Origin of the sequence: Roseinatronobacter monicus (genome assembly GCF_006716865.1) — a bacterium.
GTDB lineage: Bacteria > Pseudomonadota > Alphaproteobacteria > Rhodobacterales > Rhodobacteraceae > Roseinatronobacter > Roseinatronobacter monicus.
Window position 1 is genome coordinate 3,631,683 of sequence record NZ_VFPT01000001.1, and the last position, 19,145, is coordinate 3,650,827.

The window sequence follows — 19,145 nt, forward strand, 5'->3', positions numbered from 1 at the left end:
TGGATCAGGCTCCCAGCGCCTCGCGGATGGCGGCTTCATTAACATGGTCGTGTTCCGCGATCACGACAAGCCGCGTGATGCGCGGCTCTGATGCGGTCCAGGGACGGTCGAACTGGTGACGCACCCGCGCGCCGACCGCCTGTACCAGCAGGCGCATGGGCTTTCCTGTCACAGCGGCATAGCCTTTGACGCGCAGAATATGCTGGCTTTCCGCCAGATGGGCGATGCGCGCGGCCAGATCGGCGGGGTCTGCAATCTCGCCCATCGTGACCATGACCGTGTCGAAATCGTCATGTTCGTGGTCATGATGGCCGTCATGATGCGACGGGCGCGCGGCCAGATCATCTTCGGCACTTGCTTCCAGCCCTAGCAGGATGGCGGGGTCGACCACGCCTTCGGCCACCTCGACCACGGCCAAGGGGCGCGGGGCAAGGGCGGCGATCGTTGCGCGTGCATTGGTCACACCCTCGCCCCCCGCCAGATCAGGCTTCGTCAGCAACACCAGATCGGCACAGGCGATCTGATCCTCGAACACTTCGGCCAGTGGCGTTTCATGGTCGATGCTGTCATCTGCGGCGCGCTGGGCATCGACTGCGGCAACATTGGTGGCAAAGCGCCCTGCGGCCACAGCCTCGGCATCGGCCAGCGCGATCACACCGTCAACAGTGATGCGCGAGCGGATTTCCGGCCAGTCAAACGCTTTCAGCAGGGGCTTGGGCAGGGCCAGACCAGAGGTTTCGATCACGATATGGTCCGGCTTCGGGTCCAGCTTCAACAGCGCTTCGATTGTGGGGATGAAGTCATCGGCCACAGTGCAGCAGATGCACCCATTCGACAGTTCGACAATGTTTTCGGCAGGGCAATCGGGGATGGCACAGGATTTCAGGATTTCGCCATCCACCCCCACAGTGCCGAATTCATTGACCACCACCGCCAGACGCCGCCCGCCGGCATTGCGGATCAGATGCGAAATCAGCGTGGTCTTGCCCGACCCAAGAAAGCCGGTGACGATGGTAACAGGGGTTTTCGACAGATCAGACATTGGGTGCCTCCAGTGGCGGAATACGGGCGATACAGTTCTTGCGGAAATGTTCGGGGCGTTCGCGCCATGGCACAAGACCATTTTCGGCGGCGCGATATTTCTGCACCCCTTCCAGAATGGCAGGCAGGTGCTGCTCTGGTGTCAGGTTGCCATAGACATAGGTCCAGGCGCCGGGCTTGCGCAATGCGATAGTGCAGCCGCGTGAACAATTGGACAGGCAGTCCACCGCGATCACGCGCAGCCCTTCGGGCGCGGCATCCTGCAAGGCCGCCACAAGCTGTGCGCCGGGGCGGTGGTCCGGGTCTGGTGTGGCCAGCGGGTTGGCAGGCATAGCACTGCGGCAGGTGGCACAGACCAGAAGATCGACAATCTCAGAAGACATGAAAGACTCCGGTTAAAGGGGGCGGCGTGGGGCCGCCCCTGACGCGCGGTTCAGCCGAGGATCATGTGCTCGACAGTTTCAAACAGGAACGCAAGGCCAACACCCATGCAGACAGCCGCAGCCAGCCGCGCCTGTAACTGGCCCTGACCGCCTTGCAGCATCTTGCCTGCAAACAGTGCCACACCCGCGGCAATCGCAAACTGAACCCCGCCAAAGCCAAGCAGATAAGCAAAAATTGGCATGGGGGTAGAGCCGATGACCGCCTCGCCATAAGCCCAGCCGTGGAAGAGGCCCGCCAGCGCGAAACCGGCCAGTGCGACAGGACCGGCAACTTGCCGCCCCAAAAGCAGCAATGCGCCAAGAATGACGACCGATGCGGTGATGACCAGTTCCGCCAGTGGCAGGGTCACGCCCGCCAGATGCACCGCTGTGCCCGCCAAAGTCGCGCCGATAAAGGCCAGCGGCCCGACCAGCGAGCGCCCCGCCAAGGCGGCAGCAATGCCGATCAGCACCACAAAGGCCAGATGGTCCAGCCCGATTACCGGATGCGCCAGACCAGAGATCAGGCCGTGAAAGATGGTCTGCGGTGCCTCGCCGCCCAACGGGTGATGTGCCAGCGCAGGGGTGGCCAGAAGCAAGGCAGGCAGGATCAGAAAACGTGTCATGGAGAGAGTTCCTTGAAAGGGGTTAACGCTGGCGGAAATCGGCATGGCAGGCGACGCAGTAATAGCGCAGATCATGCAGGCCGTTGACCAGATCGCCGCCCTCTTGGACGGTTTGGGCAAATTGCGCGGATTCGGTGGCGAAGGCAGCGGTATATTGGGCAAAGCGCTCTTGCTCTTCCCAGATGACCGGCAGCGCGCCTTTCTCGCCTTCTGGCGCGGGCGAGGGGATATCGAACAGCGTATCGATCTGCCCACCCAGTGCAGCCAGAGCATTGGCGTGGTTCTGGATCATCTCTTCGCCGCCCGCATCCGACAGCAGGGTCGCCGATACAGCGCGGAAATGCCCTGATAGCGCATTCATGGAGCGGCGGCGGCGCTCGGTCAGCCCATCAGCGGCGGTTTCAAAAACCGGGGCTTGCGGGTGCCTGTCGCCATGCGGGCCAAACGGGCCGGTCAGTTGTTCGGCCTGATCTGCATCGACATGGGAATGGCCGTGATCGTGGCTGTGGCTGTGCGCCTGACTTGTGCTGGCCGTTTCTTGCTGGCGCGCGGCATCCGTGGGAACGGCAAAGGCGACAAACCCTGCCGCCAGCACATAGCCCACGCCCGCCAGTCCCACACCCGCACGCGCATTGCGTGATAGTTTCATTCTTCCTCTTTCCTGCGCGACCACCCGTCACGCCATATCAGAGCGGGGGTGTGCAGGCAGGGTCGGGGCGCGTAACCGCATGTCCCGACGCAAGCCCAACCAGTCACCCCGCTGGTTGAAATGCCCGTTTCCGGGCCGCTTATGCGCTGGCAGGTCTCCCGGCTTGCGGATGTCAGGTTTCCCTGTCGGTCTTCCCGCCTTCCCGGCCCATATGGGGCCAGTGGCATTGGGAGACCTCTCCGGTCACGGTCGCGGGGGCGGCTGTGCTTGAGGCAGGATCTTGCGATCCGGCCCTGTCACATTCCCTTTTCACCTGTCACAAAACAGGCACCAGCAATTCCGTCATGCGCGCAACAGACCTGCGAGTCAAGCAAGGATGCGACGCCATGCCCGAAACCACCGACGCTCTGCGCGGCCCGTCAAGACTGTGCCGGAATGCCATGCCAGAAGGGGGGCAGGCTGGCCGCATTCCTGCGGCCCAAGTCCGGGATGTAACGGGCCTGTCTGGCAAGCAAGTGCAAAGCCAAACAGGCGTCGATCTGTCGGGCGCAGACGCAGGCACGCGCCAAGGGTAGATTACGACTGTCGCCCGCCCCTATTGCGCGCGCTGTTTGTAGGTGTAGCGATACCCGTAGCCATACCCGTACCCGGCCTGCCCGCCCGCCCTTTTGGGGTCATATCGGTTCAGGACCGCGCCAGAGAATTTCACACCAGCGGCCGCGCATGTCTTTTGCGCCTCCGCCACCTCGCCCAGCGGGGTCGTATCGTGGCTGGCGATGAAAATGGCAGCGCCGGTATTGCGCGCCAAGATCACCGGATCGGTCACAGCGAGAATAGGCGGCGTATCAAAGATCGTCAGCGCAAAATGTTGCGCGCAAGCCGCAATCAATTCAGACAACCCGGCGCGCATCAGAAGTTCCGAGGGATTGGGCGGATATTGCCCTGTCGGCAGCAGAAAAAGGTTCTCATGCGGCCCCTGAAACAGCGCGTCCTCGAACGGCAAATCGCCCGCCAATACTTCGGCCAAGCCGGGCACATCGCGCGACATGCCGAAATAGCGGCGCAGTTGCCCACGGCGCATATCGGCATCAATCACACAGACGCGTTGTCCGGACTGTGCCGCGACGGCGGCGAGGTTGATAGACAGAAAGCTTTTGCCTGCCTCGGGATGGGACGACGTGACTGTCAGGCTGGGGGTGCGCGCGTCGAGCATCGCAAAATGCAGGCTGGTTCGCAGCGACCGAAATGCCTCGACCGTCAGGTCGGCGGGGCTTTCAAATGCCAGAATGCCCAGCTTCCCCTCGCGGCGCCCCTCTGTATCGGCGTGCTTGTTGTAGTTGATCGTCGCAAGAACGGGCAGGCCAAGCTGCTCCAACTCAGCGGGGTCTTGCACACCCTTGCGCATCCAGTTGCGGGCAAGCACCGCACCGATGCCAGTCACGGCACCAAGACCCATGCCAAGCGCAAGGATCAGGGCCTTGCGGGGGGCGACAGGCAAGGGTGCCGCGCTGGCGCTGTCTACGATCCTGACATTCCCGATGGTACTTGCGCGCAGCACCTCTACTTCTTGCGCGCGGGTCAGCAGTTCGGTGTATATCCGTTGCGCCAGCTCAACCTCGCGGGACAGGTTCAGGATCTGGCGCTGGGTTTCGGGCAGGGTGCCCACCTGTTCGCGCAGCCCCGCCAGACGCGCGTCCAGTCGGGCGCGTTCGTCCAGAAGCTGCCGGTATGTCGGGTGCGATGGGGTGAAGCGTTGTGCCAGTTCATCTTCGCGGCGTTGCAAATCGGCCAACTCGCCCTCGATCCGCGTCACCTGACCAAGTATGGTCTGCGTTTCAAGCGTCAGGTCAATTGTCACCTGTTGCTGTCGAAATGCATTCAGCGCGGCTTCGGCAGTGCGCAGGGTCTGCTCTGCAAGTGGCAGTTGCGCGCGGATAAAAGTCAGGCTGCTTTCTGCTTCGGCGGAACTGCGCGAAATGTTCTGACCCAGATATGCTTGAATGATCGCGTCAAGGGACCGCATATCTTCGGTCCGGTTCTCGCCTGTCAGGCGGACTTCAAGAATGCCAGATGCGCGGCCCCGTTCACTGACCGAAAGCCTGTCGCGCAGAACATTGATCGCGCGACGCTCATCAACCTGCCTGACATAAAACCGTCGGCCCGGCTGGGCTGTGATGCTTGCGAGTGTCAGCGCAAAGCCGGTCTCCGCGTGTGTTAGCGGTTGTCCCACCACCCCATTCAGGCGCAAACCATCCGGCAGGACCAGCTGATATTCCGTCGCACTGGTGACACTCAGGATAAAATCTGCGTTCAGCAGGCCGGGGGGCACTATCAGTGTGTCCAGCGCAATCCTGTCGCCGGGGCGCGCAAATCTTGCCGGAATGACTGTGTCGAGCAGGCGGAACCGGTAGCGCGCGAACACCGTGCCAACCAAAGCCATAGTGTCAGGTGTCACGCGCCAATCAAGGTTCTGATCCGCAATCGCCCGCCCCAGCACCATTCGAGAGCGCAATATCTCGATTTCTGTCACGCTGCGCGGGTCAGTCTCGACCATCGCGGACAAGCTGCTGGGCAGTGCGAGTGACCCGCTCTTTTCCTCAAGTTGCAACAGCGCATCGGCCTGAAATGTGGGGTTTGTGTTGGCGATTGTGAACGCGCCTATGGCCAACCCGAGTGCCATTGCAGCCCCGATCCATCCCTTTCCGCGCCACAGGGTGCCAAGGATCTGGCCCAGATCCACTTCACCCTCTGCGATGTCCTGCGTGCTGCTATTCACCCGTTTGCGCCCCTTAAGTTATGTTGCAAGCCTGTCCACCCATGCTGTGGCAGCGGCGTCTATTTGTGCGGCGATGTCTTGGTGAAACTGGACCCCGCGGCGATAGGGGTCGGCAATTCCCTTGCCGCCGGTCCAATGGTCAAACAGCATAATCCTGCCAAACAAGTCCGGCGCAGTTTTGAGGATGTCGCGCCTATGGCCGGGCTCCATGACCAGTATCAGTGCATGTTCCGCGCCCAGTGCATACGTGAATTGCCGCGCGACATGCCCGTCCAGTCGGACACCATGCGCCAATGCCGCCGCAGTTGCATCCGCGTCCGCAGCATGGCCCGTGACGGCGGCAAGCCCTGCCGATGCGACGCGGATACTGGACCTGCGTTCCGCCAGTTTGGCCGCCAACAGGCGTTCTGCGACGGGTGATCGGCATATATTGCCGACGCAGACGACCAGAATGGAGGGCACCACCGCGCGCACTGTCCGTTAGTTCACAAAGTCTTCGACGGAGCGGGCCGCCTGCACCGTGGGCAGAAGGCGCACAATCGTATCATTCCAGCGCTGCAACGCAGAGCGCAGAACATAGACAACATCCCCCGGTTCCAGAACAAACCGCGTGCCCAGCAACAAGCCACTGGGCGAGGATGTGTCGAGTTGGAACACCCGCGTCATGTCATTGCCATGCGCCCGAAACACCAACACCCCGCGGGCATTGGCGCGCGGCGTCTGCAATCCGCCCCTGCGCGTCAAGGCCTGCGTCAGGGTGATGGGTTCGCGCGACAGGTCCATGACATCAGGGCGCGCAACCTCGCCCAGCAGATACGCTTCTTCGGCGCGGCGACGGGGCACATTCACAACATCGCCGGTGCGCAAGACCGGATTATTCTGGGTCATGCCCCCTTCGAGAAAACCCTGCACATCAACATGGTAGATCCGTCCGCCCCGCTGGACAGTTACACTGCGGGGGTCGGCAAATTCAGTGAAACCGCCGCCTGCATTGATCGCTTCGATCAGGCTGGTGCCAACGGATGTCAAAGGCTGGCGGTTCGGGGTCGCAACTTCGCCCGAGACAACGATGGCCTGCGAATTATAGGCCGCGATCCGCACTTCGACCTGCGGGTTCGGAATGAAATTTGCCAGCCGTTGCGAGATGTCGCTGCGTATCTGCCCGACTGAGCGGCCAGTGGCGCGAACGGCTCCGATATAGGGGTAGGTGATGGTTCCATCTCCTGCCACCTGAAACCCGCTTTCGGCAGCGCTGCGCTGTGGTCCGGCGGGCAGGGTCAGTTCCGGGTGGTCAAACACGATAACCGACAATATGTCGCCCGCGCCAACCGCATAGGTCCAGTTGCGCCCGCCGGGCAGCAGTGTCGCCTGATGCTGACGGGACGGGCTGGTAAAGTCGCCGATATTTTCGGCAGACAGAACAATCACCTCGACATCGTCACCAAGCGCGCGCTGCCCCTCTGGGCTGGTCGGGAACTGGACATACCCATCAGAACACGCAGAGAGGGCCAGCAAGATCAGAAATGCACAAAGAGCAGGAGTTTTCTTCGAGAGAGCATCATTCAGCATCCCCCAGAAGGCATTTGTAAACATGGCCTAATCCCTATCGTACCGCTGAAATGAATTCTTGAAATAATATGTGTGGCGAAGTTGCAGACCCTGTCCGCCCCATCCCGAAACGGAATGAGGTCGCGTGTCGTGAAGACTGGCGGGCGTATCTGCGCGGCGACAGAATTGACGGCCAAAATATGCGTGGCATGAGTCATGGGGCAGCGACTCTAAAAAAGACGGGTGATAAAAAATAACGAGTCAAAACGTAGTCTTAACTGCTTAGCGCTGTAATTTGCCAAACTCAACTTTCGATTGAAAGCAATAACGCTGAAGTCGCCGGTTTTGACATGAAAAGCACAATCCCTTGCGCGCTGGTGCACCGGTGAGCAGGCAAGCGGCGTGCCACCGCGCTCTTTCATATATCCGACCGCTTGGGGGATCGGGCCTGATGCGCGTGTTTCAGGTGCACCGAACGGTGAGCCAAGATCACAGTTACCGAAGTTTTGTATGGTCACGGCTCAACGATCCGCACCCCTCGCGGAGCGGCATAACAGGAGACGCCAAATGTTTGATCCACTCGTCAACCGAACGCTATCACCCGCCGGACCGGCAACCGATATCATTCCTATCACTCCCGATGATGCGGCGGACCTGCCGGTTATGGCGATGTCGGTCTTTGTCGAAACCGGGGGGGCGCTTTGCTTCGTGACCCGGCGCGGCGAGACGCGCACGGTGCTGCTTGATGATCAGACCCTCTTGCCGGTCGTTGTTCGTCGGGTGTTGGCGACAGGGACCACAGCGACAGGTGTGCATGCGCTGGTGGTGATCTGATGCTGGGCGGCCAAATGTCCTTTCGTGCGGCCGCGCAACGGCGTCGTCGGCCCCAAGCGGCTATCGCCACGGGGGGTGTCGGCAGCACGTTGGCCGTGAATGGCAGGTTCTACCGCATTCTGACCTTCTCCGCTTCGGGTATGCTGACGCTGGTGCAGGGCGGGCGCATCGAATACCTTATTCTGGGGGGCGGTGGCGGCGGTGCAGGGTCCAGCGGCAACGAAAGCGGCGGTGCTGGCGGGGGCGGGGATGTGCTGGCGGCATCGGTTCATTTGCCTGCGGGACCGGTGACGGTGATCGTTGGTGCCGGTGGTTCCGGCGGGGCGTTCAGTGGTCAGGGCGGGGGTGGAAACGCCTCCAGCCTTGGGGTGCTGACGGCGGCGGGCGGCGGCGGCGGCGGGCCTACAGGTCAGGCCGGTGGTGCGGGCGCGAATGGCGGCGGCGGTGGCATGAGCAATGGAAGCGTTGCGAATGCGGGTGGCCCCGGCAACCCCGAATTTTCCGGTGGTCCCTCGTTTCCCGCAGCAGGCATCCCAGAGCGTCGCAACAGCGGTGGCGGCGGGGGTGCAGGCGGTATGGCCCCGCCCGCATCACTTGGTGCTGGCGGCGCGGGCGGTGTCGGGGTGGTTCATGCGATCACAGGCACCAGCCTTGGCTATGGCGGCGGTGGTGGCGGCGGCACCTTTCAGACCAATCCGCCCGGCGCGGCTGTCGATGGTGGCGGCGCAGGTGGGCGGGGCAGCCCCGCTATTGAGGCCGCTGCGGGCCTGATGAACCGCGGCGGTGGCGGCGGCGGTGCCGGAAGCACCATTGGGGGCGCACGAAGCGGCGCTAGTGGCGGATCAGGCGTGGTGATTATTCGCTACAGAATTAGTCAATCAGAATACCTGTCGGAGGGGGCGTGATGGCACATTTCGCTGAAATAGACAGCAGCAACGTGGTTTGCCGCGTTCTGGTGGTTCCAGATGCGCAACAACATCGCGGCGAAGCTTACCTGCGCGATGATCTGGGTCTGTCGGGGCGCTGGGTGCAGACCACCCAACTTCGACAGTTATTTGGGAAATTTGTGGTCCTGACCATGGGGCGTCCCAATAAAATCAGAGGGTTGAGTTGCGGCAAGGGTGATTATTCTGGTTTCGCTGTTGTGGCAATTTGCTTTCATAACCGCTATTGATAGTTGGCTATATGCACAATATTGTTGCGGCATGTATGCAAAGATCACCAAATCAGGCGGTCGCCAGTATGTTCAGTTGGTCGAAGGCTATCGTACCGAGACCGGCAAGGTTCGGCATCGCGTTGTCGCAAACCTCGGCCGGCTTGAAGAGCTCAGCCCACAAAAGCTGGACCCACTGATCAATGGCTTGAACCGCGTGCTCGGGCGCACCGAGAACACTGCGTTTGCGGTGGAGGTCGAAAGCGCCAAAGCTTACGGGAACGTCTTTGCCCTTCATGAACTCTGGAAAGACCTTGGATTTGATCGCGCCCTCAGCCGTGCGCTGCGCTCGGGGCGGCGTGAGATCAAGGCAGAGGCACTCGTGCGCGCCATGGTGTTCAACCGGTTGTGCAATCCGGCAAGCAAACTGGGCTGCCTGCGATGGCTGGATACGGTGGCCATGCCAGATATGCCCGCCAAGGTCACGCATCAGCATCTTTTGCGCGCGATGGATGCGCTGATGGATCATGCCGAAACAGTTGAGCAGGAACTGGCACGTCAGATCCGTCCCTTGGTTGATCAGCAGTTGGAAATTGTCTTCTATGACCTGACCACGGTGCGCATTCATGGCGAAGCCCGGCTTGAAGATGATGTTCGCGCCTTTGGTATGAACAAGGAAACGGGCGGGATTGCGCGCCAGTTCGTGCTGGGCGTGGTGCAGACCGCCGACGGGCTGCCACTCATGCACACCGTGCATCCGGGGAATGTCGCCGAGACCAAGACCCTGCAGGGCATGCTGCAAACGGTCCTGCAGCGATTTCCTATCCAGCGCATCATTCTGGTGGCTGATCGTGGCCTGCTCAGCTTGGACAACATCCATCATCTGACCGACATGGCCGACAAGGACGGACGCAAGCTGGAATTCATCCTGGCCGTGCCTGCGCGCCGCTACAGTGAACTGATGGAAACCTTTCGAAGCTTCGACTTCAGCGAGGGCGATGGATTACGAGAAGCCAGCTTTGAAGGGCACCGCCTGATTGTTGCGCATGATGCTGCACGCGCGCGAGAACAGGGCGAGACGCGCCGCGCGCGGATTGATGAGTTGGAGGCCATGGGCAACGCCATGGTTGCCAAGCTTGACCGGCAAGATGAAGGCAAGAGCGCAAAGGGGCGGCGCGCATCAGACCGGGGGGCCTATAGCCGGTTTGTTCGTGCCATTGCCGATGCCGAGCTCACCAGATTCATCAAAGCAGATTTCACCGCAGACCGGTTCAGTTGGGAAGTCGATGAAGACGCCATCGCCCGCGCGGCCCTGTTTGATGGCAAGCTCGTCCTGCTGACCAATGTCCCGGACATCTCACCAGCCGACGCGATTGCGCGCTACAAGGCGTTGGCCGATATCGATATCGACCAGACATTTCGACTCTCAAGTGATAAGTTTAAGTTGTTCTGCGCTTTGCCGGGGCGGCAGGCGCCTCAGGTGGGGCGGGCTCGCGCGGATCGCTTTAAGATCCTCGATCATTGTCGCGTCAGCAGTCACCAGCTTCACCGGTTTGCGGTCATGTTTAACCAGGCGGCTGCTTAGGCGGCCGTTGGCGACCCAATAATACAGGGTCGCTTGAGGCATGCCGATGGCTTCGGCTAATTCTCGGATTGTCCACTCGTCGGGTTCGCGCACAATCATCGCTGAGGCGCTGGGTTTTTTGCGCTGTGGTTTGGCGATGCCCGCCGCAACCAGGCGGTGGCGGACCATTTCGGGGGTATAGGTGTTACGACGCTTGGGGGGGACAAAGCCTTCTTCGTTGAGAATATTGGCAATGCAGCGGCTACTGTGGCCAGCTTCGTAGAGTTCCTTCATGCGCGCAATCAGTGCCGGATAGCTGCTGAGCGCGGTGATCCGCGCGACAGGACGGATCACCTTGTGCATCGTTTGATTGCCGCCATGCCAATGACACGTGACCTCCACATGCTCGGTGTCATCAACCATCTTGATGATAACCCTTTCGAGCAGCAGCCGTACAATTTCCTGTCGTTCTCTTTGTGTGGTTGTTGCCGCCTGCCAAAGCGCGGGGAGATCTTGGGTAAGGGTACGGATCGCCTCCAGTTCAGTGCGGCTCGGTGCTTGCAGACGTTCGCGCTGGAAGCGGTCATAATCAACCATGAGGCGCGCTTGGCTCGCCAGCGCCTCTTCCCAACTCTTCTCGAGACTACGCGCAACCAGTCGGTTCTCTGGCTCGACGCTGGCATAACTCCGCCGGGCGCGATCAACCTCGAATTGGGCGCGCTCAAGACGCTGCTGCCATTGACGATCGAGAGATTTGCGTTCCGCTTCAAGGTCGCTGGCGACCGCAAGACTGATCTCGAGCGCGGCTGGTTCCAGCGATCGCAGGATAGCGCGCGACACAGCCTCATCAACCGGGGCCGCTTTAAGCGACTGACAGATTGGTTCTGCGTAGGCCATGTGCATGCCATTGCAGATGTAGCGCGCGACTTGACCATTGTTGTTATAGGTTGGCTGCATCCTCAAGCCGCACGCGCCACAAATCACCATGCCCGATAGCAAAGCGCTTCCAGCCCGGACCGGCCCCTGCGCGCTCGGCAGGTTGGCCCTAATCTGCGCTTGGATGCTCTCGAATTGCTCCAAGCTGATATAGGCCGGCAACCGGTCTGGCAGAAACACCTCGACATTGTCCGGCGCCTTCACGCAGCGCCCGGTTCCAGGACGCCCCGGCTTCTGGCGCCGCCTGTCGACGGGCCGCGCACCCCAGGCATACACACCGGCATAAATAGGATTGTTGAACAGGTTATGCAGCGTGGCTCGGCTTGGGCGGCGCCACTCAAGATCACCCTTGGTCGGGCCATCTTTCCTGCGTATCGGCATCTGTATATTGTGCTCGTTCAGATACCGCAGCACACCTCCAACCGACCGCAGCCGCTCAAACAAATCAAAGATAAGACGGATGACGCCCTGGGCCTGTTCATCAGGTTCGAAGATGACCTCCCCCGACGGGCGCGCTACATAACCCGCTGGCAAACTCTTTGCGAGTTCGCCGCGCCGGGCCTTCGCACGTCGCCCCTCCAGCATTCTTGCCTTGATAATATGCAGTTCGGCCTCGCTCATTGTCCCCTTTAAGCCTAACAGGAGCCTATCGTTGAAATTCGATGGGTCGTAAACGCCATCGGCATCCGCAATCAATGTATCGAATAGGGAGCAAATCTCCAACAACTGGTGCCAGTCCCGGCACGAGCGCGCAAGCCGTGACATCTCGACCCCAAGGACCAATCCGACACGACCCAGTCCGACTTCTGCTACCAGCCGCTGAAAGCCAAGCCGTCCCTCGATCGAGGCGCCCGAGCGTCCCAGATCATCGTCGACCACGACGATCGCTTCCCGCGGCCAGCCAAGTGCGAAAGCCCGGTCAACCAGAGCGTATTGCAGCCGTGTCGATTCCTGATTGCGCTCAACCTGCTGCAGCGTTGATTGGCGAATATAAACGATCGCTTGGCGATCGCGATGCTGTCCGCAGACTTTCTCGGGTAAACTCTGGGCGCGCGGGACCATGATCGATTCTGACGTCATCATCGCTCTCCTTGGTCTCGATCGCGCTGCGGATCTGGCGCAGCGCCATCCGCCCCAACAGTGCGATGGCCTCCTGCCGTCGATCCAACGGCAGCATCTGAAATTCTGGAACTGACGGTACTTCGCTCATCGCGTGATCCCATCCAGCGTGCGAGCGCGCGAAGCGCTTCAAATCCGATTCTGGGGGGATCATCATGCTCTGTCAAGTTATAAGAGGCAGGCTCTATGGTATATCGAGCGTGGCTTTCGCGTCCTGAAATCTGACATCGAGATCGCGCCAGTTCATCACAGATTGCCCGACCGTATCCGCGCCCATGCGCTGATCTGCTTTTTGGCGCTGGTGCTCTACCGTGTCATGCGCATGCGGCTCAAAGCCAAAGGACACTCCACCAGCCCACGCATGGCGCTCGACCTGCTTGCCACGCTTCAGCAACATATCACACGCATTGGACCAACCACTCAGAAAGGGATCACCCGCACGCAGCCTGAACAACTCGACCTCTTTGATGCACTCGGCTTGAACAAGCCGTCCTGAGCGCCCGGTTGTGGCAAAAACCACAATCTCGACTCAATAAAATCAATCACTTATCGTCTTAACTGTCGAAGTTGGGAGACCAGTTTCAGCGCCACGCATCGCAAGCGCTTTGCCGGAATCGGCATGACCTATGATGCGCAGCGCGATGCTTTTGTGCTGCCGCAGCCGTTTGGGTCATGGGTGCTGGACGATTCCGGCGACTGGCAGCCCCCTGTGCCACAACCGCACGGCGATGGCTGGGTCTGGGATGACGCGAACAGGGCATGGGCGCGCGCGGAGTGAGGGGGGGCAGGCTTAGGCGCGCAGTTGGTCGATATAGGCTTTGATGACCGTGGCTTCGTCAAACTCTGCTTCGGCCTTGGCGCGGGCCTGTCTGCCCATCGCGGCCTTGGCCTGTGCGGGCATGGCGGCAAAGCGCGCCAAGGCATCGGTCAGCGCCTCAAGGTCTTGCGCTGCGCACAGTAGGCCGGTTTGCCCATCCAGGACAGCATCCCGACAACCGGGCCGGTCGGTGGTGATGACCGGTCGCGCCATTGCTGCGGCCTCTAGCAGGACGCGGGGTGTCCCCTCGCGGTACCAAGACGGAAGCACGATGCAATGCGCCGCTGCCAAGGCTGGGCGCACATCCTGCATCTGGCCAAGATACTCGATAGCGCCCTCGGCCACCCAGTCGTCGATATGTGCCATCGGTATGCTGGAGCTGCTGGCCGGATCAGGCGGGCCAAGAAGCTGGAACCGCAGCGTTGGGTTCTTGGCACGCAAGGCGCGCGCCGCGTCGGCATATAGCCCGATACCCTTGTCCCACAGCAGTCGCGCGACCAGCAGAAAAATCACGCCCTGTGCATCGGGCGGCATAGGCCGGGCATCGAACCGCGCCAGATCAACACCAGAACCGGGCAGCAATCTTGTGCGTGAAGCGTCGACAAGCCCTGCGCCAAGAAAGACAGCGCGATCTTCTGGGTTCTGAAAAAACACCGCCCGCACACGCACAAAGGCAAGCCGATACAGCAGACGGACAATCCGGTTCAACATGCCGGTCTGGTTGAACGCAGGCCCCAGCCCCGTCACATTGGGCACAAAAGGGATGCCCAGCCAGCGACAGGCAAGTCCGGCATAGATGTTATTCTTGATCGTATAGCCAAACACGATGGCAGGCCGTTCACGTCGCAGCGCGGTAAAGATACGCCACAGCACCCCAAGTTCCGCCAGCGGCGCGGTGCCGTTGCGATCCATTGGCAGATCAAGCACGCGGCAGCCCATCGCCGTGAGCCTCGCGGAATGACTGTCCGTTGGGGCCAGCACAACCACCTCGCAACCCCGCGCGATCAGCGCACCGACAAGGCCCGCGCGGAAATTGGCGATCTTGAAACAGGTGTTTGCAGTCAGAATAATGCGCATACGGGCGTGCGATCCTGCTTGTTCCAGAATGTCGGGGTATCCAGGGCGCGTAGGTGTGGTGCTGGGGCGAGGGTGATTCACGTCGTGACGTTTTTCAGCACCATGATGTATCCACTCGCGCAATCAGATGACGGCCTCTCAAATGGGCGAATGCACAGGATATGGTTGAGAAAGCGAAGTACAGCCATGAACTTGGCCGATGTGGGCAAAAACATTTGAGTACTTATTCGCAGATCGCGCGCCACTTCAGCGCTTCTGAAATAAATGGGGTTCAGGTGCTATTTTGCCGACAGGTGCCGAGCGTGTCTGGAATCGCATCAAAGCGAGTTAAAATTCGGGAGTACCAAATATCCAAGTTCTGTAAGGTGTATAACACAGCCTGAAATGGCCTGATAAACCTGTCCATGCGAAAAAGAACAGACCCAAAATCAGATAGGGCAAGACGGTCATGAAAGTTTGTGTTCGGCGAAAGCCGAGGTAGGGGATTCTTGCGAATATAATCGCCTGAGCGGGAAGTAAGAAATACGAAATCCTGTCTGCGATGACGGTAGACAGCAGGTTCAGTCCCGCGACCAAGATCATAAGCAGCGATGTCAGGGAGATAATCTTGTAATCACATGGAAACTCGGTTTTCCAGCGCTTGGCAAGGAACAGCATGAAAATCAGACCTGAAAGCGCAAGCAAGCCGTTTCTGAATACACCACCGAATGCCACAATATCCGTGCCAACATATCTTGCAAAAGCAATCTCGGCGCTGCCAGTCTGAAGCAGCAAATATGCGCCAAGCACTGCGAACAGGAACGTGGCCGTGATGTTCAGGGCCGTATATCGAAGATGAATCGCCGGAGCCAGAACAAGAAAGATCGCTGCGCTGGAATGTATCGCTGCCGCTATGATGACAAAGATCACGTATCTGGTCATTTTCCTGTCGATAAATGCAGAAATCGCAAAGCAGATAAGTCCAATCGCGGCCGCTTGCCGCATCGCGGAGAGCGGCATATTCATTATCAGGACCGGAAAGGCAATAATTATGACTGCAAAGGGATCGGGCTGTCGCTTGGCCAGATAATGCAGACCCCAGAAAAACACAGCCGAAGAAATTATATTCATCCATTCATAGGCGAAACCAAACCTGTGCAGCAAGCCGATCATCAGCCACCAAAGCGGATCGCGCCCTGTCAGCGCGTCTGACAAGCTGCGATCTCTTTGTACCTCAAACTGGTGTAGATACCCTGACCAGTCGCATCCCACCTCCCACCGAAAAGCAGAAAAGAGGAACAGAAAAGCCAAAGTAAGCCAGTAGGCAATATAGCGCATGTGCGCCTGCTTCATCAGCAGAACGCGCATTGAGGTTAATGCAATGAATATGGCCTGATAAATCACGCGGTCGATTTTACGCTTTGAAACAGTTTACAGATACGGTCAGACCAAGCTTGCAGGCTGTAATCTGTTACAACCCTTGCACGCCCTGCGGCCCCCATGCGCTTGCGCAAATCAGGTTGGGCCAGCAAGCGGGTCACGGCATCGCACCACTCTTGCGGCGTGCTGGCCAGAAAACCGTTCACGCCATGCTGAACAATCTCTGTATTCACACCTATGGGCGATGCGATCACAGGTATGCCGCAGGCCATATACTGGATCAGCTTGTATCCACATTTCCCACGCGTCCAAGGATCGTCCGGTAGCGGCATGATCCCTATGTCAAAGGCTTGAATGTCGGCAACCTCGGCGCGCTCATGCCACGGCTGTATCTGAAGCCTGTCACCGGATGCGGCCACGAGCGATGCGCCGATGGCGAGGAATGTGGCATTGGCGCTGGCCAATACTGGCTGCAAATGGGCATAGGTTGGGGCTGCTGATCCTGCCCATGTCTGGGGTGTTCCGATCCAGCCAACCCGAAGTTGCGCGGGGTCTGTGCGCGGGGGGGCGACGAAATAGCGGTCAAGATCGACAACCGTCGGAACCCGCTCGACCCGTGACGCCCCTGCGGCCCAAGCGCGCGCTTCAAGATAGGCGTTTCCAGCCGTCACGCAGGCGGCACCCGCCATGATTGCATCGATTTTGCGGCCCAGCAGACGCCGGATCATCGCGTTGGGGTGCTGGTCATATCTGTGAAACACGGCATCATCGTAATCCACAATATAGGGCACGCCGCGCGGCAGTATTGCCTGTTCCAACGCCCAAGGGGCCCAAGGCAACGCCTCTTTCTCGATCCAGAGGAGATCGGCCTTGCGCGCGGTGCGGCATTGCGACAGCCGGTTGGCGAAGTAGCCGACGGTTCGCAGCAGGTTTCGCCGCCCTGAATAGAGGTCGGTCAAATAGGCGTCGTCAAAGAAAGGCGCAATCTCGACCTCAAACCCGGCCTGCTTCAGCGCGGGGACGTATTGCATTGTCCGCAACCGGCTGGAGGCGCCAAGGCGGGAATAGCGCGACAGAATACAGAGTTTCACGCGCTGCCTGTTGCGGATGCAAAGACCCAGCGCCACAGCATGCGATACCCGCGCGTCAGATCGCCGATTTCCCCAAACCGCCGCGCGCCGATCAACAGCGCCAGCCGCGACAGAGGTTCAACCACCAAGGTGGCGAAGCTGACCAGCAATGCCGCAGAGCGCGAGAAATGCTTGAACGCATACTGGATGCGACTGCGCAGCGAATAGAACAGCCGGTGCGCCTTCACCTGCTCGGAGACGCCGCCGCCCTTGTGAAAGGCCTGCGCTTCGACAAGATAAATCGTACCATAGCCCGCCTGTGCAGCACGACGAGAGAGGTCAACCTCCTCGAAATAGACAAAGAACCGTTCGTCAAAGCCGCCAAGGCGGTCAAACAGGTCACGGCGTATCATGAAGAATGCCCCCATGACCTGATCGACAGGTCGCGTGACCGCGTGATCCCAAGTCTTCATCTGGACATCCCACTGACCAAATAGGGCTGTCAGCCCCAGCGCCTTGGCTATCAGACGAAGGGGGGTGGGGGTGTGGGCACATGTCCGCTGCACGTTGCCTGCCTTATCCACCAACTGTATGCCGACAATTCCCACCCCGGTATGGTCTGACGCCTGCAAATATGCGAGCGGTGCCGCGAGTGACCCCGGCAAGAGGCAGGCATCCGGGTTGAGAAACAGCAAGTACGGGCTGCCGGCACGGGCGGCCCCCAGATTGCAGGCGCGACCGAACCCAAGGTTCTGGCCCGCCAGCACCAGATCGACATCATCCGCCTGATCAAGAAACGCGGTCGAGCCATCGGTCGAGCCATTGTCAATAACGGTGCAGTTGCCGACCAGATTCTCCCCATGCGCGCGGATCGAGGCGATGCACTGCGCAAGTTGCGCGCCTGCGTTCCAGGTAACAATGACGATATCTATCATTTCTTGCGAGTTTATGACTTTAGGCCGTATCGAAGACACGTTGCGATGTATGACAATGCGATGCCGATCAATGTCAGATTCACAGCATAGAAAACATCCACGCCCGGAAGGTTCAGCGCCCCGAACCCAAGGGCATAAAACACGGCCACACCAAGTATCATGAACCAGACCATACGCACCGTCATCAGCCGCATTTCCAGAACTTTGTGCGAAATCGACATTGCGTGCCAAAGAAACGATGCGGCGGCCACCACCATCACAGCAAGCGCCGCGCCTGGAAGGGTGTCGATGCGGAGGAGGTCAAGCCAGATCGCGCCCAACAGGCCAAGCCCGATCACCGAACCGCCTGCTGCATACAGCGTGAATGTCTGCCATAGCACTGCTTGCGCTGCGGGTATTTCGTCGCGGTCAAAATGGCGGGACAGCTTTGGAAATGCCCACATCATCAAGACAGCGTTGAACATAGCGAATGCGCGATAAGTCAGATCGGCAAGGCCTGCATATGAACCGAATGCCTCGGGCGACATGTCGTCGATCAGGATGGTTTTCGCCCCGACAATTGGCAGTCCGGCCAGAAGCATCCAGATCGCAGATTTGGACCCGAACGACAGGCTGCGCCGAAACCACGCCCTGTCAGGGATCACGAGACGAGGTCTGCCAGCAAGCACCAGCAGCGGCACAAGGTTCGAGAGCGCCAACGCGAAAATGATAGTTTCCAGCCCCAAGGCCGCGTTGGACAGCATGGGATATGCAAGCACGGCGACGATGATGAAAATGCGCAGCGCTTCAAATACGGCAAATCGCATGACCTTCTTCTCGATGATGAAGCCGACTGTAACCGTGGCCGCAAGCACGGTGCCCAGAGCAAAGATTGAAAAGCCAACCGCAAGCCTGACGGGCGCACCGAAATTCAGCAGCAAAATCAGGCATATTACGGCAGCAAGACCCGCCGCCCCAAGGGAGAAGATATGATACTTGTCCTTTTCATCTGGCCGTGAGGGCAGATGCCGATACATGGGCTGCGCCACCACCCCGCCGACAACATTGCCCACCAACATGGCATAGCCAAGCCACAAGGAATACACACCGTAGCTTGCAACCCCAAGTGTCGTCATCAGAAACGGGATCAGAGCTAGGTTGAAAACACCGGGCGTGACCTTGATCAGGCTATACTGCGCAATGACAAGCAAAGACGTTCGCATTCTGAAAGGACGCTCAG

General features: G+C 59.7%; 20 protein-coding genes, 2 pseudogenes and 1 riboswitch. Of the genes and pseudogenes, 7 read left to right on the plus strand and 15 right to left on the minus strand.

Annotation, left to right across the window (positions count from 1 at the left end; genetic code table 11):
• Positions 1-4: 4 nt before the first annotated feature.
• Genes cobW through BD293_RS17280 form a run of 4 tightly spaced genes read right to left on the minus strand, consistent with a single transcriptional unit; the run spans position 5 to position 2,738 of the window.
• Positions 5-1,042 (minus strand): cobalamin biosynthesis protein CobW, encoded by a 1,038-nt coding sequence (gene cobW, locus BD293_RS17265; RefSeq protein ID WP_142083923.1) that lies wholly within the window; start codon positions 1,040-1,042, stop codon positions 5-7.
• Positions 1,035-1,424: a DUF1636 family protein gene (locus BD293_RS17270; RefSeq protein ID WP_142083925.1), complete on the minus strand. Its 390-nt coding sequence runs from the start codon at positions 1,422-1,424 to the stop codon at positions 1,035-1,037. The genes cobW and BD293_RS17270 overlap by 8 nt, the downstream gene beginning before the upstream one ends.
• 50 nt (positions 1,425-1,474) lie before the next feature.
• A complete protein-coding gene (locus tag BD293_RS17275; protein ID WP_246086337.1) occupies positions 1,475-2,089 on the minus strand; it encodes a HupE/UreJ family protein in 615 nt (204 codons plus the stop codon).
• 22 nt (positions 2,090-2,111) lie between these two features.
• Positions 2,112-2,738: a cytochrome c gene (locus BD293_RS17280; protein ID WP_142083928.1), complete on the minus strand. Its 627-nt coding sequence runs from the start codon at positions 2,736-2,738 to the stop codon at positions 2,112-2,114.
• A gap of 131 nt (positions 2,739-2,869) precedes the next feature.
• A riboswitch (cobalamin riboswitch) is annotated at positions 2,870-3,088 on the minus strand.
• 36 nt (positions 3,089-3,124) lie between these two features.
• On the opposite strand from BD293_RS17280, the gene BD293_RS17285 reads away from it, so the two are divergent.
• Entirely contained in the window at positions 3,125-3,313 is a 189-nt protein-coding gene (locus BD293_RS17285) for a hypothetical protein (protein ID WP_142083930.1), read from the plus strand.
• A 20-nt stretch (positions 3,314-3,333) separates the two neighbouring features.
• On the opposite strand, the gene BD293_RS17290 is transcribed toward BD293_RS17285, so the two are convergent.
• From BD293_RS17290 to BD293_RS17305, 4 genes are all read right to left on the minus strand, one after another.
• Positions 3,334-5,514, minus strand: coding sequence for a polysaccharide biosynthesis tyrosine autokinase (locus BD293_RS17290; protein WP_246086338.1), 2,181 nt, complete (start codon positions 5,512-5,514; stop codon positions 3,334-3,336).
• A gap of 18 nt (positions 5,515-5,532) precedes the next feature.
• Entirely contained in the window at positions 5,533-5,988 is a 456-nt protein-coding gene (locus BD293_RS17295; protein ID WP_342781409.1) for an arsenate reductase/protein-tyrosine-phosphatase family protein, read from the minus strand.
• 6 nt (positions 5,989-5,994) lie between these two features.
• Complete coding sequence (locus BD293_RS17300) at positions 5,995-7,107, minus strand: polysaccharide biosynthesis/export family protein (protein WP_246086339.1); 1,113 nt, start codon at positions 7,105-7,107, stop codon at positions 5,995-5,997.
• A 185-nt stretch (positions 7,108-7,292) separates the two neighbouring features.
• Positions 7,293-7,580: a hypothetical protein gene (locus BD293_RS17305; protein ID WP_142083933.1), complete on the minus strand. Its 288-nt coding sequence runs from the start codon at positions 7,578-7,580 to the stop codon at positions 7,293-7,295.
• A 49-nt stretch (positions 7,581-7,629) separates the two neighbouring features.
• Between BD293_RS17305 and BD293_RS17310 the strand changes: the two genes are divergently transcribed.
• From BD293_RS17310 to BD293_RS17325, 4 genes and pseudogenes are all read left to right on the plus strand, one after another.
• A complete protein-coding gene (locus tag BD293_RS17310) occupies positions 7,630-7,896 on the plus strand; it encodes a spike base protein, RCAP_Rcc01079 family (RefSeq protein ID WP_142083936.1) in 267 nt (88 codons plus the stop codon).
• Positions 7,897-7,910: 14 nt separating this feature from the next.
• Positions 7,911-8,801: a glycine-rich domain-containing protein gene (locus tag BD293_RS17315; protein WP_170207176.1), complete on the plus strand. Its 891-nt coding sequence runs from the start codon at positions 7,911-7,913 to the stop codon at positions 8,799-8,801.
• Positions 8,801-9,070 (plus strand): hypothetical protein, encoded by a 270-nt coding sequence (locus BD293_RS17320; protein ID WP_142083940.1) that lies wholly within the window; start codon positions 8,801-8,803, stop codon positions 9,068-9,070. The genes BD293_RS17315 and BD293_RS17320 overlap by 1 nt, the downstream gene beginning before the upstream one ends.
• A 31-nt stretch (positions 9,071-9,101) precedes the next feature.
• Positions 9,102-10,517, plus strand: a pseudogene (locus BD293_RS17325) (IS1634 family transposase); the annotation flags it as partial.
• Here the strand turns inward: BD293_RS17325 and BD293_RS17330 are convergent.
• Positions 10,476-12,629 carry a recombinase family protein gene (locus BD293_RS17330; protein WP_142084381.1) on the minus strand — a complete coding sequence of 718 codons (2,154 nt, stop codon included), beginning with the start codon at positions 12,627-12,629 and terminating at the stop codon, positions 10,476-10,478. The pseudogene BD293_RS17325 and the gene BD293_RS17330 overlap by 42 nt on opposite strands.
• Positions 12,511-12,759, minus strand: coding sequence for a hypothetical protein (locus BD293_RS23155; protein ID WP_170207012.1), 249 nt, complete (start codon positions 12,757-12,759; stop codon positions 12,511-12,513). The genes BD293_RS17330 and BD293_RS23155 overlap by 119 nt, the downstream gene beginning before the upstream one ends.
• 102 nt (positions 12,760-12,861) lie before the next feature.
• Here BD293_RS23155 and BD293_RS17335 point away from each other — a divergent pair.
• Both BD293_RS17335 and BD293_RS22790 read left to right on the plus strand, forming a co-directional pair.
• Positions 12,862-13,164: pseudogene (locus tag BD293_RS17335) on the plus strand (IS1634 family transposase); the annotation flags it as partial.
• A 123-nt stretch (positions 13,165-13,287) separates the two neighbouring features.
• Positions 13,288-13,446: a hypothetical protein gene (locus tag BD293_RS22790; protein ID WP_170207177.1), complete on the plus strand. Its 159-nt coding sequence runs from the start codon at positions 13,288-13,290 to the stop codon at positions 13,444-13,446.
• A gap of 12 nt (positions 13,447-13,458) precedes the next feature.
• Here the strand turns inward: BD293_RS22790 and BD293_RS17340 are convergent, their stop codons facing one another.
• The 5 genes from BD293_RS17340 to BD293_RS17360 form a co-directional block, all read right to left on the minus strand.
• On the minus strand, positions 13,459-14,562 hold the full coding sequence (locus tag BD293_RS17340; protein ID WP_142083943.1) for a glycosyltransferase family 4 protein: 1,104 nt from the start codon (positions 14,560-14,562) through the stop codon (positions 13,459-13,461).
• Between the two features lie 327 nt (positions 14,563-14,889).
• Positions 14,890-15,879 carry an EpsG family protein gene (locus BD293_RS17345; protein ID WP_170207178.1) on the minus strand — a complete coding sequence of 330 codons (990 nt, stop codon included), beginning with the start codon at positions 15,877-15,879 and terminating at the stop codon, positions 14,890-14,892.
• A 62-nt stretch (positions 15,880-15,941) separates the two neighbouring features.
• A complete protein-coding gene (locus BD293_RS17350; protein WP_142083948.1) occupies positions 15,942-17,012 on the minus strand; it encodes a glycosyltransferase family 4 protein in 1,071 nt (356 codons plus the stop codon).
• The gene (locus BD293_RS17355; protein ID WP_142083950.1) at positions 17,009-17,926 is read right to left on the minus strand and encodes a glycosyltransferase family 2 protein; all 918 of its coding nucleotides are present in this window, start codon (positions 17,924-17,926) and stop codon (positions 17,009-17,011) included. The genes BD293_RS17350 and BD293_RS17355 overlap by 4 nt, the downstream gene beginning before the upstream one ends.
• 11 nt (positions 17,927-17,937) lie before the next feature.
• Positions 17,938-19,128, minus strand: a complete 1,191-nt coding sequence (locus BD293_RS17360) for a hypothetical protein (RefSeq protein WP_142083952.1) — start codon at positions 19,126-19,128, stop codon at positions 17,938-17,940.
• Between the last annotated feature and the right edge of the window lie 17 nt (positions 19,129-19,145).

Bases quoted from the DNA above. Each gene is read 5' to 3' on its own strand.
- BD293_RS17275 (WP_246086337.1), bottom strand. From the start codon at position 2,089: ATGACACGTTTTCTGATCCTGCCTGCCTTGCTTCTGGCCACCCCTGCG.
- BD293_RS23155 (WP_170207012.1), bottom strand. From the start codon at position 12,759: ATGAGCGAAGTACCGTCAGTTCCAGAATTTCAGATGCTGCCGTTGGAT.
- BD293_RS17345 (WP_170207178.1), bottom strand. From the start codon at position 15,879: ATGCGCTATATTGCCTACTGGCTTACTTTGGCTTTTCTGTTCCTCTTT.
- BD293_RS17360 (WP_142083952.1), bottom strand. From the start codon at position 19,128: ATGCGAACGTCTTTGCTTGTCATTGCGCAGTATAGCCTGATCAAGGTC.
- BD293_RS17320 (WP_142083940.1), top strand. From the start codon at position 8,801: ATGGCACATTTCGCTGAAATAGACAGCAGCAACGTGGTTTGCCGCGTT.
- BD293_RS17315 (WP_170207176.1), top strand. From the start codon at position 7,911: ATGTCCTTTCGTGCGGCCGCGCAACGGCGTCGTCGGCCCCAAGCGGCT.
- BD293_RS22790 (WP_170207177.1), top strand. From the start codon at position 13,288: ATGACCTATGATGCGCAGCGCGATGCTTTTGTGCTGCCGCAGCCGTTT.
- cobW (WP_142083923.1), bottom strand. From the start codon at position 1,042: ATGTCTGATCTGTCGAAAACCCCTGTTACCATCGTCACCGGCTTTCTT.
- BD293_RS17300 (WP_246086339.1), bottom strand. From the start codon at position 7,107: ATGTTTACAAATGCCTTCTGGGGGATGCTGAATGATGCTCTCTCGAAG.
- BD293_RS17280 (WP_142083928.1), bottom strand. From the start codon at position 2,738: ATGAAACTATCACGCAATGCGCGTGCGGGTGTGGGACTGGCGGGCGTG.
- BD293_RS17340 (WP_142083943.1), bottom strand. From the start codon at position 14,562: ATGCGCATTATTCTGACTGCAAACACCTGTTTCAAGATCGCCAATTTC.
- BD293_RS17285 (WP_142083930.1), top strand. From the start codon at position 3,125: ATGCCCGAAACCACCGACGCTCTGCGCGGCCCGTCAAGACTGTGCCGG.
- BD293_RS17355 (WP_142083950.1), bottom strand. From the start codon at position 17,926: ATGATAGATATCGTCATTGTTACCTGGAACGCAGGCGCGCAACTTGCG.
- BD293_RS17310 (WP_142083936.1), top strand. From the start codon at position 7,630: ATGTTTGATCCACTCGTCAACCGAACGCTATCACCCGCCGGACCGGCA.
- BD293_RS17270 (WP_142083925.1), bottom strand. From the start codon at position 1,424: ATGTCTTCTGAGATTGTCGATCTTCTGGTCTGTGCCACCTGCCGCAGT.
- BD293_RS17330 (WP_142084381.1), bottom strand. From the start codon at position 12,629: ATGACGTCAGAATCGATCATGGTCCCGCGCGCCCAGAGTTTACCCGAG.